At 63.2% G+C, this 16,003-nt stretch carries 14 protein-coding genes; 11 read left to right on the top strand and 3 right to left on the bottom strand.

The genetic code is table 11. From position 1 onward, the window contains the following. Positions 1 to 125 precede the first annotated feature (125 nt). Positions 126 to 1,079, bottom strand: a complete 954-nt coding sequence (locus JQ629_RS36435) for a ring-cleaving dioxygenase (RefSeq protein ID WP_212416724.1) — start codon at positions 1,077 to 1,079, stop codon at positions 126 to 128. Positions 1,080 to 1,243: 164 nt separating this feature from the next. Between JQ629_RS36435 and JQ629_RS36440 the strand changes: the two genes are divergently transcribed. From JQ629_RS36440 to JQ629_RS36480, 9 genes are all read left to right on the top strand, one after another. Next, positions 1,244 to 2,005 carry a crotonase/enoyl-CoA hydratase family protein gene (locus tag JQ629_RS36440; RefSeq protein WP_212416725.1) on the top strand — a complete coding sequence of 254 codons (762 nt, stop codon included), beginning with the start codon at positions 1,244 to 1,246 and terminating at the stop codon, positions 2,003 to 2,005. Positions 2,006 to 2,148: 143 nt separating this feature from the next. Continuing rightward, entirely contained in the window at positions 2,149 to 3,810 is a 1,662-nt protein-coding gene (locus tag JQ629_RS36445; RefSeq protein WP_212416726.1) for a bifunctional metallophosphatase/5'-nucleotidase, read from the top strand. Between the two features lie 102 nt (positions 3,811 to 3,912). Then, positions 3,913 to 4,839, top strand: coding sequence for a histone deacetylase family protein (locus JQ629_RS36450; protein WP_212416727.1), 927 nt, complete (start codon positions 3,913 to 3,915; stop codon positions 4,837 to 4,839). Positions 4,840 to 4,966: 127 nt separating this feature from the next. After that, on the top strand, positions 4,967 to 5,218 hold the full coding sequence (locus JQ629_RS36455) for an exodeoxyribonuclease VII small subunit (RefSeq protein ID WP_065730974.1): 252 nt from the start codon (positions 4,967 to 4,969) through the stop codon (positions 5,216 to 5,218). A gap of 143 nt (positions 5,219 to 5,361) precedes the next feature. Then, positions 5,362 to 6,660 carry a hypothetical protein gene (locus tag JQ629_RS36460; RefSeq protein ID WP_212416728.1) on the top strand — a complete coding sequence of 433 codons (1,299 nt, stop codon included), beginning with the start codon at positions 5,362 to 5,364 and terminating at the stop codon, positions 6,658 to 6,660. Between the two features lie 330 nt (positions 6,661 to 6,990). Beyond that, on the top strand, positions 6,991 to 8,937 hold the full coding sequence (gene dxs, locus JQ629_RS36465; protein ID WP_192735115.1) for a 1-deoxy-D-xylulose-5-phosphate synthase: 1,947 nt from the start codon (positions 6,991 to 6,993) through the stop codon (positions 8,935 to 8,937). A gap of 99 nt (positions 8,938 to 9,036) precedes the next feature. Next, positions 9,037 to 9,600 carry a nucleoside 2-deoxyribosyltransferase gene (locus tag JQ629_RS36470; protein WP_212386001.1) on the top strand — a complete coding sequence of 188 codons (564 nt, stop codon included), beginning with the start codon at positions 9,037 to 9,039 and terminating at the stop codon, positions 9,598 to 9,600. A 2-nt stretch (positions 9,601 to 9,602) separates the two neighbouring features. Further along, positions 9,603 to 10,358, top strand: coding sequence for a TlyA family RNA methyltransferase (locus tag JQ629_RS36475; protein ID WP_212416729.1), 756 nt, complete (start codon positions 9,603 to 9,605; stop codon positions 10,356 to 10,358). Beyond that, entirely contained in the window at positions 10,351 to 11,601 is a 1,251-nt protein-coding gene (locus JQ629_RS36480) for a class I SAM-dependent RNA methyltransferase (RefSeq protein ID WP_212416730.1), read from the top strand. The genes JQ629_RS36475 and JQ629_RS36480 overlap by 8 nt, the downstream gene beginning before the upstream one ends. Before the next feature lie 16 nt (positions 11,602 to 11,617). On the opposite strand, the gene JQ629_RS36485 is transcribed toward JQ629_RS36480, so the two are convergent. Continuing rightward, a complete protein-coding gene (locus JQ629_RS36485; RefSeq protein ID WP_212263196.1) occupies positions 11,618 to 12,499 on the bottom strand; it encodes a DUF1194 domain-containing protein in 882 nt (293 codons plus the stop codon). A 258-nt stretch (positions 12,500 to 12,757) separates the two neighbouring features. Between JQ629_RS36485 and JQ629_RS36490 the strand changes: the two genes are divergently transcribed. After that, positions 12,758 to 14,074 carry a tetratricopeptide repeat protein gene (locus JQ629_RS36490; protein WP_212416731.1) on the top strand — a complete coding sequence of 439 codons (1,317 nt, stop codon included), beginning with the start codon at positions 12,758 to 12,760 and terminating at the stop codon, positions 14,072 to 14,074. 105 nt (positions 14,075 to 14,179) lie between these two features. After that, complete coding sequence (gene clpS / locus JQ629_RS36495; protein ID WP_211999152.1) at positions 14,180 to 14,485, top strand: ATP-dependent Clp protease adapter ClpS; 306 nt, start codon at positions 14,180 to 14,182, stop codon at positions 14,483 to 14,485. A 19-nt stretch (positions 14,486 to 14,504) separates the two neighbouring features. Here the strand turns inward: clpS and JQ629_RS36500 are convergent, their stop codons facing one another. Next, positions 14,505 to 15,689, bottom strand: a complete 1,185-nt coding sequence (locus JQ629_RS36500) for an adenylate/guanylate cyclase domain-containing protein (RefSeq protein ID WP_212416732.1) — start codon at positions 15,687 to 15,689, stop codon at positions 14,505 to 14,507. Positions 15,690 to 16,003 lie beyond the last annotated feature (314 nt).

Consider the following 16,003-nt stretch of genomic DNA (forward strand, 5'->3'; position numbering starts at 1 on the left):
AGCCGAAGTGTCACAATATGAATCACACAAAATGCCGATTCGGGAATCCCCGACATCAGATGTGTGCATGCCCTAGGGCCTTCGCCGGGACGACGATGGTTGGAACACCGTTGCCGAAAACCACCCTACCCGATCGGCTTCAGCCCCGCTTCGATCGCCGCCCGGCGCGGTTCGAGGAACGGCGGCAGCGCCAGTTTCTCGCCGAGCGTTTCCATCGGCTCGTCGGTCGCAAAGCCGGGACCGTCGGTTGCGATCTCGAACAGGATGCCGTTGGGCTCGCGAAAATAAAGGCTGCGAAAATAAAACCGGTCGACCTCACCGCTGTTGGGCACCCGCAACTCGTTCAGCCGCTGCGTCCAGGCGTGATACTGCGTCTCATCAGGCGTGCGGAACGCGACGTGGTGCACGCCGCCCGCGCCCTGCCCTGCCATCGGCGACGCCTTGTCCTCCAGCACATGCAATTCGGCGCCGGGATTGTTCACGTCTCTTGCCTCGCCCATCGCGAAAACGTGAATCTGCGCGCCGTGCGCGGCATAGTCGCGCACGCGGCGCATGTTCATGACCTCGGTCAGCACGAACGCGGTGCGGGACAGATCGTGCACGGTGAGCACGATCGGGCCGAGGCCGCGGATCTGATGCTCCGCCGGAACCGTACTGCGCTCCCAGGGCGAGGAAGTGCCCGCCCCGCCGTCGTCGATCAGCACCAGCCGTTGCCCTTCACCGTCCTCGAACGGCAAGGTCAGCCGACCGTCGACCTCGATGACATCGAAGGTCACGCCGCCGGCCGCCTTCAGGCGATCGCGCCAGAACCCGAGCGTCTTTTCACCGGCGACCCGCAGGCCGGTGCGCGAGATCGAATTGGTGCCGCGCCGCTCGGGCGCCGCCGGAAAATCGAAGAAAGTGAGGTCCGTTCCCGGATTGGCTTTGCCGTCGGCATAGAACAGATGGTAGGCGCTGACGTCGTCCTGGTTGACCGTCTTCTTGACCAGCCGCATGCCGAGCAGGCCGGTGTAGAAGGCCAGATTGTCGCGCGGCTTCGCCGAAATCGCGGTCAAATGGTGAATTCCGGTAAGCTGCATGGCATCATCCTTATCGCGAGGAAAAACAAGCGCGGCGATTTGGGTCTTCGGGATCATGTAGGATATGATCATGTAGGATATGATCATGTAGGATATGATCATGTAGGATATAGTGTGATTATTCGCCAGCGGCCCTGTCGCCGGCCTGTTCAGGGACAATTTCCATGACCGAACACCTCATAGTGTCTGACGAAGACGCGACGCGCGTGATCACGATGCGGCGGCCCGAAAAGAAGAACGCGATCACCCAGGACATGTATCGCGCGATGAGCGATGCGATCGACAAGGCGCAGGACAATCCGGCCATCCGCTGCATCATCATCACCGGCGGCTCCGGCGTGTTCACCGCCGGCAACGATCTGGAGGATTTCCTGAAGGACGGCACCTCTAATGCCGATGTGCCGCGCGCCTCCAACGCCGCAAAGTTTCTCTATTCGCTGGCGCACAACACCAAGCCGATCATCGCCGCCGTCGACGGCATCGCGATCGGCATCGGCACCACCATGCTGTTCCATTGCGACCACGTGCTCGCCAGCAATACCGCGACGTTCTCGACGCCATTCATCAATCTCGGGCTGGTGCCGGAAGGCGCCTCCAGCCTCTTGGTGCCGCGCGCCATGGGCCACCAGCGCGCATTCGCGATGCTGGTGATGGGACGCAAATTCAGCGCCGACGATGCGCACGCCGCCGGCTTCGTCAACGTCGTGGTGGCGCCGGGGCATACCGAGGCCGAAGCGCGCAAGGTGGCGCGCGAAATCTGCGCGCTGCCGGCCGAGGCGGTGGCGATCTCGCGCAAATTGCTAAAACTGCCGCCGGAAGACCTGACCCGCCGGATCGACCAGGAAGGCCATCTGTTCGGCGAACGGATGCGCTCCAAGGAAGCGATATCAGCGTTCAAGGCCTTCATGGAACGCAAGAAGGGGTAGGCGAACGGCGTGATACTCACCCGCCGTCATTGCGAGCGCAGCGAAGCAATCCATCGCGCCGCCCAAAGAAAGAATGGATTGCTTCGTCGCTACGCTCCTCGCAATGACGGGGAATTAGAAAACCGCCCTCGCATGTTAGCTCCATGAAAAATCTCCTTCGTCACATCCTTGCGTCGGCGATCATGCTGGCTCCCGCCGCCTCCCATGCCCAAACCCCCGCCCCCGTCGACTTGCGCATTCTCGCAATCAATGATTTTCACGGCTATCTCCGCCCGCCGCAGCTCGGGATCCGGATCGCCGATCCCGAGGACAAGACCAAAAAGACCTTCGTCGCCGCCGGCGGCGCCGAACACATGGCAACGTTGGTCAGGGACCTTCGCGACGGCCACAAGAACTCGATCTTCGTCGCGGCCGGCGATCTGATCGGCGCCAGTCCGTTCCTGTCGGCGATGTTCCATGACGAGCCCACCATCGAGGCGCTGTCGATGATGGGGCTGGACATATCCTCGGTCGGCAATCACGAGTTCGACGAGGGCAAGGCCGAACTGCTGCGCATGCAGAACGGCGGCTGCCATCCGGTCGACAAGTGCCAGGGACCGCATCCCTTCCTCGGCGCCAAGTTCCGCTATCTCGCCGCCAGCACCTTCGAGAAGGCGACCGGAAAAACCGTGCTTCCGGCCTATGAGATCAAGACGTTCGAGGGCATTCCAGTGGCCTTCATCGGCCTCACCCTGAAGGGCACGCCCAATGTCATCTCGCCGGAGAGCGCCGCCGGCCTCGAATTCCGCGACGAGGCCGAGACGGTGAATGCGCTGATCCCCGAACTGAAGGCGCGCGGCGTCGAGGCCATCGTGGTGCTGATCCATGAAGGCGGCCTGCCGACCGGCGACTACAATGAGTGCCCGGGCATATCAGGCCCGATCGTCGATATCGTCAGGAAGTTCGACAAAGCGGTCGACATCGTCGTCTCCGGCCACACCCATCAGGCCTATGTCTGCGAGATCGACGGCAGGCTGGTCACGTCGGGCGACAAATACGGCACCATCGTTACCGCGATCGACGTCAAGCTCGATCCCAAGAGCCGCGACATCGTCAGTGCCAGAGCCAACAACACCATCGTCCGCATCGAGGCCTACGCGAAGAATCCCGAGCAGACCGCGCTGATCGAGGCCTATGACCGGGTTGCAGCGCCGATCGCCAACCGTCCGGCCGGGTCGATCACGGAAACGCTGTCGCGTGTGCCCAACTCGGCAGGCGAGAGCCCGCTCGGTGATGTCATCGCCGACGCGCAACTCGCCGCGACCAGTGCGCCTGCGAACGGCGGCGCGGTGATGGCGTTCACCAATCCTGGCGGCGTGCGCATCGACATCACGCGCAAGGAAGATGGCGCGGTGACCTATGCCGACCTGTTCGCGAGCCAGCCGTTCCGCAATCAACTGGTGACGCTGACGCTGACCGGAAAGCAGATCAAGGACGTGCTGGAGCAGCAATGGTTCGATCCGAAACGGCCGCGGATCCTGCAGGTCTCGAAGGGCTTCAGCTACGCATGGGACAACACCAGGCCGGACGGCGAGCGAATCATCCCTGAGCGGATGGCGCTGAACGGCGCACCGATCGAACCCGCCGGGAACTATCGCGTGACCGTCAACAATTTCCTCGCCGTCGGCGGCGACGGCTTTACGATCCTGACGCAAGGAACCGCCCCGCGAATCGGCGTCTACGACATCGATGCGTTGAACAGCTATTTCCTGGCCAACAGTCCGGTCGCGCCCGGCGCCGTCAATCGCATCGCCCGAATCAACTGAGCCAGCCCGCCGTCCCCGCGGGGAGGAACCATGGCCCTTTCCGAGCGGCCGCCGAGCGCCTAGATTGTGCGTTCGCGGCCCGCCCGCACGCCAGGATTTCGCATGACGCTGTTACTGACGCATTCCGCCTGTCTCGACCATCTGACGCCGCCGGGACATCCCGAGCGTCCCGACCGGCTGCGCGCGGTCGCCGAGGTGCTGGCTGAGGATCGCTTCAAGGCGCTGGTGCGCGGCGAAGCGCCGGAAGGCAGTCTCGATTCCGTGACGCTGTGCCATGGCGAGCATTATGTCGGCGAGCTCCGCCACATCGCGCCCACCAGCGGTCTCATTTACATCGACGGCGACACCTCGATGTCGCCGGGGACCTGGGAAGCCGTCATGCGCGGCGTCGGCGGCGCGGTGGCCGCGACCGACGCTGTCATGTCCGGCGCCCATCACAACGCGTTCGTCGCGGTCCGCCCGCCCGGCCATCATGCTGAAGTGAGCAAGCCGATGGGCTTCTGCTTCTTCGACAATGCCGCGATCGCCGCCCGCCACGCCCAGCGGAAATACGGCATCGCGCGCGCGGCGGTGGTCGATTTCGACGTCCATCACGGCAACGGCACGCAGGATATTTTCTGGTCCGATCCGACCGTGATGTATTGCTCGACGCACCAGATGCCGCTGTTTCCCGGCACCGGTGCCTCCGGCGAGCGCGGCGAGCACGACACCATCGTCAACGCGCCGCTGGCGTCGGAGGACGGCAGCGTCAAGTTCCGCATGGCGTTCGAAAACCTGATCCTGCCGCAGCTGCAAAAATTCAGCCCCGAACTCATCATCATCTCCGCCGGCTTCGACGCGCATTTCCGCGATCCCCTGGCCTCGCTCAACGTGAAGGCGGAGGATTTCGGCTGGGTCACGCGCAAGCTGATGGATGTCGCCGATAGCACCGCCGGTGGCCGCGTGGTCTCGGTACTGGAGGGCGGCTACGACCTGCAGGGGTTGAAAGAGTCGGTGGCGGCCCATGTCACCGCATTGATGGGCACGTAAATCCCCGCCACAATACGCCCGCAAAACTTCGTTTGATTCTGCGCTTGGGCAAGCATGATCCGGATAAGTGGGAACCGGTTCTCCGAAAAATCATGCTCCAACAAGAGATCGCATCCGGGAACACAATATGGCTGAAAACACCCAAGTGGACGTCAAAAAGCTGAGCTTCGAGCGTGCGATCGAGGAACTTGAATCGATCGTCAAGCGGCTCGAGGACGGCAAGGTGCCGCTTGAGGAATCGGTTGCGATCTACGAGCGCGGCGAGGCCCTGAAGCGGCGCTGCGAGGAACTGCTGCGGCAAGCCGAGGCCCGCGTCGACAAGATCACCACCGACGCCAGCGGACAGGTGACGGGCACCGAGCCGCTCGACGTTCAATAATCGAGAACATTAGGCGAATTTGACACCCGCCATCCCGCAAGGGCCCGAAATAGCGACCGAATTAGCTACCTAATCAGCCGCCGAATTAGTTCTTGGCGCGCAAAACGGCCTGATATAGTCCGGCCAGCACCCGGGGACAGTTCGTGCGCGTTCAGCACCGCCATATCATCTACATACAGGGGTACGATCCGCGCGGATTGGCGCAGTACTACCGCATGTTCCGTACCGAACTGCGGAAATTCGGCCGGCTGTACCAGCTTTCCGCCACCATCAGCCGGCCCAAGGTTGCAGCCGACGACGAGATGGCGTCCTGGACCATCGAGACCAAGGCGGACGACTGGCAGACCCGTACCAGCTACGACTTCCTGCGCTTCGAGGACTTCATCCAGCGCGACCTCGCCTCGCCGATCTGGCGCACGGTTTTCAACGCAGTCTGGATCTATTGGCGGCTGGTGTTCAACGGCACGCTCGCGCGTTTCACTCGCGCGAACTGGCGTTTCGCGGCCTTCATCACCTACCCGCATTTCGTGCTGCTGCTGGAAGCCCTGGGCTCGGCCGGCATCGCCTTCGTATTCATGAAGGGCCTCGATGCGCTGGGTATCCCGGCGCCCTTCAGCATTGCCGCTTCTGTCGCGATATTCGTGGCACTGCTCGGCACCATGCTGAAATACACCGAAAGCAGCACTTACGTGCTCTATCTGCTGTCCGACTGGATCTGGACCTGGGACTTTGCGCACCGCGCCCGCCCCGACTGGGACCAGCGCCTCGACCGCTTCGCGCAGCACCTCGTCAATGTGGCGCATTCAAGCGACGCCGAAGAGATCGTCGTTGTCGGCCACAGTTCCGGATCATTCCTGGGCACCGAAATGCTGGCGCGCGCGCTTAAGCTCGATCCCGCACTGGGACGTCACGGTCCGCGCATCGTGCTGCTGACGATCGGCGGCAATTTACCAATCGTCGGCTTCCACGCAGCGGCGAAGGATTTCCGCGAGCATCTGCGCCAGCTCGCCGTCGAGCCGTCGATCGACTGGATCGACTGCCAGGCACGCAAGGACGTGATGAACTTCTACCAGTTCGATCCGATCAAGAGCCACGGCATCGAGGTCGGGAACATCAGGCGCAATCCCACCATCGTGGCGGTGCGTTTCCGCGACATCGTCCGGGCCGACAATTACGAGACCTTCCGCTGGCAGTTCTTCAAGGTCCATTTCCAGTTCGTGATGGCCAACGAGCAGCCCGACGCCTACGATTTCTTCATGATCGTCTGCGGACCGATCCCCCTGAGCGCGCGCATGGCCGTTCCGGATGCCGCGCTGGCGGTTGCAACCGGCGACCCCGCCGCGCGCGAATGGGCCTGGAAACGGATCGAAACCGCCAAGACCGGCGCGCTGGATGCCGACGATTTAGGCGGCATGGAACCTTCCGCCCGCCGGAGCGGTTAAAAAAATCGAGGTTTTTGAACCAAACGGCCGGGAACCCGGACCTAGCAGCGGGTTGGCTTTGGCCGCCGCTTTGGTGTAAAGCTTGCAATTCTATGGGCTGTGGAGAGCGGGTCTGCCGGTCATTTCCGACGGAAGCAAGTTCTTCAAATGGCTGAAGAAACTGACCGGGAAGGGTTAAACGGACCAGCGTGATGTAGATCACATGGCTCGATCCGGAGTGTGTCTTGGCTTTCAAATCAGAAATCGGCCTGCCGAGATGGCACCCGGGGTCTGGATTTTCGCTGCGCGGTTAACGCGCAACCCATCTCGCGTCGGACCATTCGCTCCGACATGCAAAATTGGAATATCGCTGTGACCGAATTTAGTAAGACGCCTCTTCTCGATACCATCCGCACGCCCGATGACCTTCGCAAGCTCAAGATCGAGCAAGTCCAGCAGGTTGCCGACGAGCTTCGCCAGGAAACCATCGATGCGGTTTCGGTGACCGGCGGGCACTTCGGCGCCGGCCTCGGCGTCGTCGAACTGACCACCGCCATCCATTACGTCTTCGATACGCCCCGCGACCGTCTGATCTGGGACGTCGGCCACCAGGCCTATCCGCACAAGATCCTCACCGGCCGCCGTGATCGCATCCGCACGCTGCGCACCGCCGGCGGTCTGTCCGGCTTCACCAAGCGCAGCGAGAGCGACTACGATCCGTTCGGCGCCGCGCACTCCTCGACCTCGATTTCGGCCGGCCTCGGCATGGCCGTGGCGCGCGACCTCTCCGGCGGCAAGAACAACATCATCTCCGTGATCGGTGACGGCTCGATGTCAGCGGGCATGGCCTATGAGGCGATGAACAATGCGGGCGCCATGAACTCGCGCCTGATCGTGATCCTCAACGACAACGACATGTCGATTGCACCCCCGGTTGGCGCGATGAGCGCGTATCTGTCGCGGCTCTACTCGGGCAAGACCTACCGCACGCTGCGCGAGGCGGCAAAGCAGATCAACAAGCGCCTGCCGAAGATCATCGCCAACCGCGCCAACCGCGTCGAGGAATATTCCCGCGGCTTCATGATGGACGGCGGCACGCTGTTCGAGGAACTCGGTTTCTACTATGTCGGCCCGATTGACGGTCACAACCTCGACCATCTGCTGCCGGTGCTGAAGAACGTCCGCGACATGGAGACCGGCCCGATCCTTGTTCATGTCGTGACGCAGAAAGGCAAGGGCTATGGCCCGGCCGAAGCCTCCGCCGACAAATACCACGCCGTCGTCAAGTTCGACGTTGCCACCGGCGCGCAGGCCAAGGCCAAGCCGAACGCGCCCGCCTACCAGAACGTATTCGGCCAGAGCCTCGTCAAGGAAGCCGAGAAGGACGACAAGATCGTCGCCATCACCGCGGCTATGCCGTCGGGCACCGGCGTCGATATCTTCAACAAGGCCTTCCCCAACCGCACGTTCGACGTCGGTATCGCCGAGCAGCACGCGGTGACGTTCGCGGCCGGCCTCGCCACCGAAGGCTACAAGCCGTTCTGCGCGATCTACTCGACCTTCCTGCAGCGCGGCTATGACCAGGTGGTCCACGACGTGGCGATCCAGAGCCTGCCGGTTCGTTTCGCGATCGATCGCGCCGGTCTTGTCGGCGCCGACGGCGCCACCCATGCCGGCTCGTTCGACAACGCCTATCTCGGCTGTCTGCCGAACTTCGTGATCATGGCCGCTTCCGATGAAGCCGAACTGGTTCACATGGTCGCCACGCAGGTCGCGATCAACGACCGTCCGAGCGCGGTGCGCTATCCGCGCGGCGAAGGTCGCGGCGTCGAGATGCCCGAAGTCGGCATTCCCCTCGAAATCGGCAAGGGCCGCATCGTCCGCCAGGGCAGCAAAATCGCGTTGTTGTCGTTCGGCACGCGCATGGCCGAATGCGAAAAGGCCGCCGACGAACTCGCAGCCCACGGCCTTTCCACCACGATTGCCGACGCCCGCTTCATGAAGCCGCTGGACGTCGATCTGGTGCTGAAGCTGGCGCGCGAACACGAAGTGCTGCTCACGATCGAGGAAGGCTCGATCGGCGGCTTCGGCTCGCACGTCATGCAGACGTTGTCCGACAACGGTATGCTCGACGGCGGACTGCGGATGCGCGCGATGATCCTCCCCGACGAGTTCATCGACCATGACTCGCCGAACGCGATGTATGCCTATGCCGGCCTCGACGCCAAGGGCATCGTGGCCAAGGTGTTCGAGGCGCTCGGCAAGGATTACAAGGCCGAGACGGTCAAGCTCGCCTGAGATTGCATGGCGTTTTCGGGCGAAAGCCTGCCCCGGATTTGATCCGGGGTGGGAACCGGGTCGCGTCAAGAAAACGCGTCTGAAATGACCGGTGATCCCATGAAGATCTATCTGGCAGGCCCCGATGTATTCCTGCCAGACGCGATCGAGATCGGACGGCGCAAGGCCGAAATCTGCGCACGCCATGGCCTGACCGGACTTTATCCGCTCGACAATATCGTCGACCTGTCGGCCAGTTCGGCGTCGCTTACGATCTTCAAGGGCAATGAAGCGATGATGGATGCGGCGGATGCCATTATTGCCAATTTGACGCCATTTCGGGGCCCAAGTGCCGACGCTGGTACGGTCTATGAACTTGGCTATGCGGCGGGCCGCGGCAAGTTCTGTCTCGCCTACAGCAACGACCCGACTGCCTATCGCGATCGCGTCGCGCGAATTTGCGACGTGACGACATCTGCCGACGGGCGGCTCGTCGACCCGGAGGGGCTTACCGTGGAAGATTTCGGCTGGCCGGATAATCTCATGATGATTCACGCGCTCGATCTGCACGGTTGCCCGCTGGTGACACCGCGTCAGCTATCTGCGGATATCTGGCACGACCTCACCGCGTTCGAGGCCTGCGTCGGCTTGGCGGTGGATCACGTCAAAGGCAAATCGAGCTGAAATTGGCTGACACGCACGACAACAAGACTGCTTCCCGCAAGCGCGCGGACGTGCTGCTGGTCGAACGCGGCCTGTTCGAAAGCCGGGCTCGCGCCCGCGCCGCGATCGAGGCCGGCGGCGTAACGGCCGACGGCAAACCGGTCGCAAAGGCGTCCGACCTGATCGCCGCCGACGCGAATCTGGCCGCCCAACCCGCGCATCCCTATGTTTCGCGCGGCGGCGTCAAGCTGGCGGGCGCGCTGGAACAATATCCGATCGAAATCGAAGACCATGTCTGCCTCGACGTCGGCGCATCGACCGGCGGCTTCACCGAGGTGTTGCTCGCGAACGGCGCCAGCCTCGTGTTCGCGATCGATGTCGGCCACGGCCAGTTGCATCCCTCGCTGCAGGGCCATCCCAAGCTCGTGTCGATGGAAGCGACCGATATTCGCGCCTTCGAAGGCAAGCGCCTGCCCGCACGACCCGACATCGTCGTGATCGACGTCAGCTTCATCTCGCTGAAAGCCGTGCTGCCGGTGGCGCTGTCGCTGGCGGCCGCCCCCATGCATCTGCTGGCGTTGATCAAGCCGCAGTTCGAGGCGGCACGAAAGCACTCCAAGCGCGGCATCATCCGCAATGCGATGGTGCATCAGGAAATTTGTGACGACATCGCGGCATTCGCGACCTCGCAGGGCTGCACCGACATCCAGATATTTCCATCCTCGATCACCGGCGGCGACGGCAACATCGAATTCTTCCTCGGTGCGCGCCGTGGCTGAAGCCGAACACCTTGTAATCGACCATGTTGGCCATCGCGGTGACGGCGTCGTCACGGCCGGCGGCATCAGCGTCTATGTGCCCTACGCGCTCGGCGCCGAAACGGTCGAGGTCGAGCACGTGCCCGGTCATCCCGACCGCCGGCGGCTGATCAAGGTCGAACGCGCCAGCGCGGAGCGCATAGCACCCTTCTGTCCGCATTTCGGTGTCTGCGGCGGCTGCGCCATCCAGCATTGGGACGCCGAGCACTATCGCGCCTGGAAACGGGAAATCGTGGTCACGACGCTGGCGCAGGCCGGGATTGCTTGCGACGTCGCGCCCCTGATCGACGCCCATGGCCTTGGCCGACGCCGCATCACCCTGCACGCGCGGATGGGTACGCATGAAGTGCTCAAGGTTGGTTTTGCAGCGGCCGGTTCGCACGACATCATCCCGATCGACCGTTGCCCGATCCTCGACCCGCATCTGAACGGCGCGCTTGAGGCTGCCTGGGCGATCGCTGAACCGCTGATCTCGGTTGGAAAGCCGCTCGACATTCAGATCACGGCCACCAGCAGCGGCCTCGATGTCGACGTGCGTGGCTCCGGCGCGCTCGCGACAGCGCTGATCGCAAGATTGTCTGATGTCGCCGAGCGGCACAAACTGGCGCGGCTGACGCGCCATGGCGAACTGGTGCTGATGCGAACGCCGCCGGTCGTCAGCATCGGTGCCGCCCAGGTAGCCCTGCCGCCCGGATCGTTCCTGCAGGCGACCGTGGCCGGCGAAGAAGCGCTCGCAGCATTGGTCACCAACCACTGCAAGCGCGCCAAGCATATCGCCGACCTGTTTTGCGGCGTCGGCCCGTTCGCGCTTCGCCTCGCCACCAAATCGCGGATCGCCGCCTTCGACAGCGATGCAAATGCGGTGACCGCCTTGCAGAAGGCCGCGACATCGACGTCGGGCCTGAAGCCGGTCAAGGCCGAGGCGCGCGATCTGTTCCGCCGGCCGCTGATGCCGCAGGAGCTGCGCGATTACGATGCGATCGTGTTCGATCCGCCGCGGCAGGGCGCGCAGGCGCAGGTGACGCAACTCGCGGCGAGCAAAATCCCGACAGTGGTAGCGGTGTCCTGCAACGTCACGACCTTCGCCCGCGACGCCAAAATCCTGATCGACGGCGGCTATACGATCGAGGGCGTAACCCCGGTCGACCAGTTTCGTCACACGCCGCATATCGAACTGGTGGCGCGCTTCGTGCGCAAGCGCTGAACCAGCAGCCGGGAACCTACCGCCCCCAGCGGTCCTGCCAGATCTTCTCACCGATCAGGCAATTGACCCGCGGCTCCTTCTCCTTGGCTGCAACCGGCACCACCGGGCGTTCCGGCGTGCGGCCCGCGATTTCGAGCAATAGTTTGGTCCGGATCGCTTCCTTGAATTTCTCGCGCTCCTTGATCGTCACCACGAACGAGCCGGGACCACCGATCACGCAATCCTCGTAGTAGGCATCCAGATTGTCGATATCCATGGTGGAATAAGACGGCTCCTTCACCATGATCGGCAGACCATTGATGACGACCCCCTTTTCCAGTGCGGCATCGCGGGCGACGACGACGGGACCGCCGTTGTTGTTCGGACCGTCGCCGGAAATATCGATCACGCGCCGCAACCCGCGATGCGGATTCTCGTCGAACAGCGGCATCGCGAAATTGATCGCACCCGATATCGAGGTGCGCGACGCCCGGCGGATCGGGGTTTTCATGATCTCGTTGGCAACGGCATCCGCCGTTTCCGGACCATCGATCAATCGCCACGGAATGATGATCTTCTGGTCCGTGGAAGCCGCCCACTCGAAATAGGTCACCGAGATCTTGCCGTGCGGGCCGCTCTTGAGCGCCTGCAGGAACTCCTTGGAGACGATGGCCTGGGCGTAACCCTCGCGCTGGATCGCCAGCTCATCCATGTCCATCGAATAGGAGACGTCGACGGCAAGAACCAGTTCGACATCGACGGTCGGCGTGGCTCCCTTGTCCGCCAATTGACGGCTCGGTGCAAAGCCAGGTGGATGGCCAAGTTGGCTCCTTGTGCCCGGCGCGGCGACCCCCGCGACGTCGCCACCGGCGAGTACGCCTGCCACAAGCACAGCTCCGATCGAGACATACCAGCGCATCGCTGCCCTCCCGTCGACTGGTGACAATGGTGACACGCAAATTGCGCCGCGCAAAGGGCAGATATCATCTGTCCTTCACATTTGGGTTAGCTCTCCACTGCCTCGATTCGAGGCAAGCGTTGCCGCGCCTCGATTCGCGATGGCGTTTTGACGGATCAGCCACCGAGCGGAGCAATGCTGTGATGTCCGATTTGAACAAACTCGGCATTCACCGCGACAGAAGGGGCGTGCGGCGACCAGGCCGCGGATGGCATGGACATGGGCATACCCCCGAAACGTCCCGAAATTGCGCGCCGGCGAATGTCGCCGCGCGCGGTCGTGCCGTCGGTCCTGCTGTTTTCCACGTTCGCCGTCGCGGCGGCGCTGTTGCTGCCACCGAAATTGTCGGGCGCGGCGCAGCCCGAGGCTGCGCAAGCGGAACCAGCGCTGAATTCGGCCAATGCCGGCGAACTCTGTCTGCGCCTTTCCGAGAATCCCAAGGGCTATATGAGCGACGAGGCGCTGCGCCGCCGCTGGACCTTGCGGAGCGAAAGCTGCACCCTGGCATTCGTCAATCAGCCCGAAAATACCCATTTCAAGGTCGCGGTGGCGCGATCGTTGCCCTACGCAAGGAAGGGCGAGGCGCTGGCCCTGCTGCGCGAGGCCGCCGCACAAGGCAACGCCGAGGCCTATTACGAACTCTATGAGCATCACAAATCCTGGGACCGCGGCGACCTCGACAAGGTGCCGATGGTGACGCGCGCCGAGGCCGATCAGGCGCTGCACAAGGCAGCCGAACTCGGACATCCCTTTTCCACGCAGATGCTGGCGATCCTGCTCAACCGGGGTTCGACGGTGAAACGCGATCCGGTTGCCGCGCGGTATTGGGCCGAGCGCGCGGTCGCCAACCCGGCGAAGGACGCCCGCAAGGAAGACCTTCTGGCGCTGCTCGGCCGATTGCTGGTGACGTCGGACCGGCCGGACGAACGCGCCCGCGGCATCGACATCCTCGAGCGAATGGCAGCGGCCGGCGTGTTCGGCGCCAAGCGGGAGTTGGCGATCGCCATCCGCAAGGACGATCCGGTTCGCGCGCGCACGCTGCTCGAAGAGTCGCTGCGGCCCGATCCCGGCGGTGCGCCGCCACCGCTGGCCGAAATGCTGATCGCCGGTGAAGGCGGCCCCGCCGACCCCAAGCGCGCCCTCGCTTTGCTCACGGCACGCACCGACACGACAGGCGTCAAGGGCGTGCTGGGACGGCTCTATCTCGAAGGCAAAGTGGTGCCCCGCGACGTCCAGCAGGCGGCAAACCTGCTCGACCAGGCCGGCGTGTGGGACCTTGACGCGCGCACCGAGGTGGTACGGATCCTCGCAGGCAATCCCGAGGTCCGGATCAAGAATCCCAAGCATCTGCTCTATTATGCGACCGAGGCCGCGGAACTCGACGAACCCGGCGCGATGGCCGCGCTGATCGACCTGAAGCTGTCGAAAAACGCCCAGTTTCAGGACCGGCCCGGAGCCTGTAAACTGATCGAGACGGCCGTCAGCCGCGGCGATCAGAACATGACGCAGCGCCTGGCGGATTGCCGCGCCGGCTAACAGCGCGCCCGTCGGAGCGTTCTCATTTTTTGACGCGTTTTCTTTACGCGAACCGGTATCCACTTCGCTTGAAAACGCTTTCGCCGCTTCGGAGCCGCCACAGGAATGATCGATACCGTCGCCAAGCCAAAAACAAAGGTCAAAACCAAGACCGAACGGCCTCGCCTGCACAAGGTCATCCTCGTCAACGACGATTACACCCCGCGCGAATTCGTGGTTACGGTGCTGAAGGCCGAATTCCGCATGACCGAGGATCAGGCCCACAAGGTCATGATCACCGCGCACCGCCGCGGGGTGTGCGTGGTCGCCGTCTTCACCAAGGACGTCGCCGAGACCAAGGCGACGCGCGCCACCGACGCCGGCCGCGCCAAGGGCTATCCGCTGCTGTTCACCACCGAGCCCGAGGAATAGCGGGACAGGTTGACCGCGGCTAGGCCGGCGAGGTTTCGTCGGCCAGGCCAAAGACGCGCTCCGCCTTCGAGAATCCGGCAATCGGAAACTCGCCAAGATCGCTCCACCCTCCCCGGCAGATGCCGGCGAATCCTTCTGACGCCACCACCGTGCGCTGCAGACGGCTGGCGATTTTTTCCAGCCGCGCCGCCAGGTTCACGGCAGGACCGATGCAGGTGAAGTCGAGCCGGTTGCCGCCGCCGATATTGCCGTAGAGGATCCGCCCGACATGCAGGGCGACACCGAAACGAAAACGTTCGACGGCGTCTCCGATCGGATACCGCATTGCCATGACGCTGACGCGGGACTCACGGGCGGCTTCAAGCACGCGCGAACAAACCTGCTGTTCGTCACCGACATATTCGTCGATCGGAAACACGGCCAGCAATCCGTCGCCCATATACTTCAGGACCTCGCCGCCATGGGAGCGGATCGCGGTGACCTGGCAGTCAAAATACTGGTTCAGGATGTCGACGACGGTCTCGGACGGCAGCCGGTCGGACAGTGCAGTGAAGCCGCGCAGATCAGACAGCCAGATCGCGGCATTCATCGATTCGGTATGACCCCGGCGAATCTGTCCGCCCAGGATCCGTTCACCGGCGCGATTGCCGACATAGGTATCGAGCAGGCTCGACGCCGTACGGCGCAAACTGATGATCTCGATCACCCGCGCCAGCGGCGTTGTTATTTGGCGTAACGCGGACAGCTGTTCTTCGGTGAAGCCCCCCGGTTGCTTTGTGGTCCAACTCGACGCGTGCACCGCACCGTCCGTGAACAACAGCGGCAGCGCGATATAATCCGTGACGCCTTCGGCGCGCATGTCCTCGACGATCGGAAAGCGCCTGCTCTGCAGGTCATCGACACGGGCGCGAACCTCCAGCCCCTGCTGAAACACATGGATCAGGGGACTGTTGTGAAAAGCCGGCGAGTCGAGAATCTTGAAATCGACCGTTCCGAACTCGACCTCCGCGCCGAGCCGCCAGATGAAGTTGCGGCCGAAGATATCGGGATGCAGGGTTCGAACGAAGAAGCCGACGCGCCAGAGCGGCAGTCCGGCCTCCACCAGCCGCTCGCAGACTTCAGCCATCAGCCGCGGCGAGTTGACCACGGACCTTGCGCCGTCGATCAGCCAGTTGGTGATTTGGTGCAGCTCGGAAGCGTTCATGGCGCGGGCATTTGTCGCGCAAGTTCGGCGCGCGTCAAGGCTGATATCGCAACCCGCCGGGGTCTATCCGCGTCATTGCGAGCGCAGCGAAGCAATCCATAGCGGCCCCAGCGGAAGGATGGATTGCTTCGTCGCTTCGCTCCTCGCAATGACGGAGACCTGGGACGGAGACTTGGCATGAGTTCGCGTTCTCGCGGCGCGGTGCGCCCGAAGTGATGAAAGCATTGCCCTCGAAGACAGAGGGCGCAGGGAATGCCGGATGCGCGCTGCACCCGCGGTCTCATGTGCGATTGTGCATAAGAATGCTGCACATG

Origin of the sequence: Bradyrhizobium sp. AUGA SZCCT0222 (genome assembly GCF_018130205.1) — a bacterium.
In the GTDB taxonomy this organism is placed as follows: domain Bacteria; phylum Pseudomonadota; class Alphaproteobacteria; order Rhizobiales; family Xanthobacteraceae; genus Bradyrhizobium.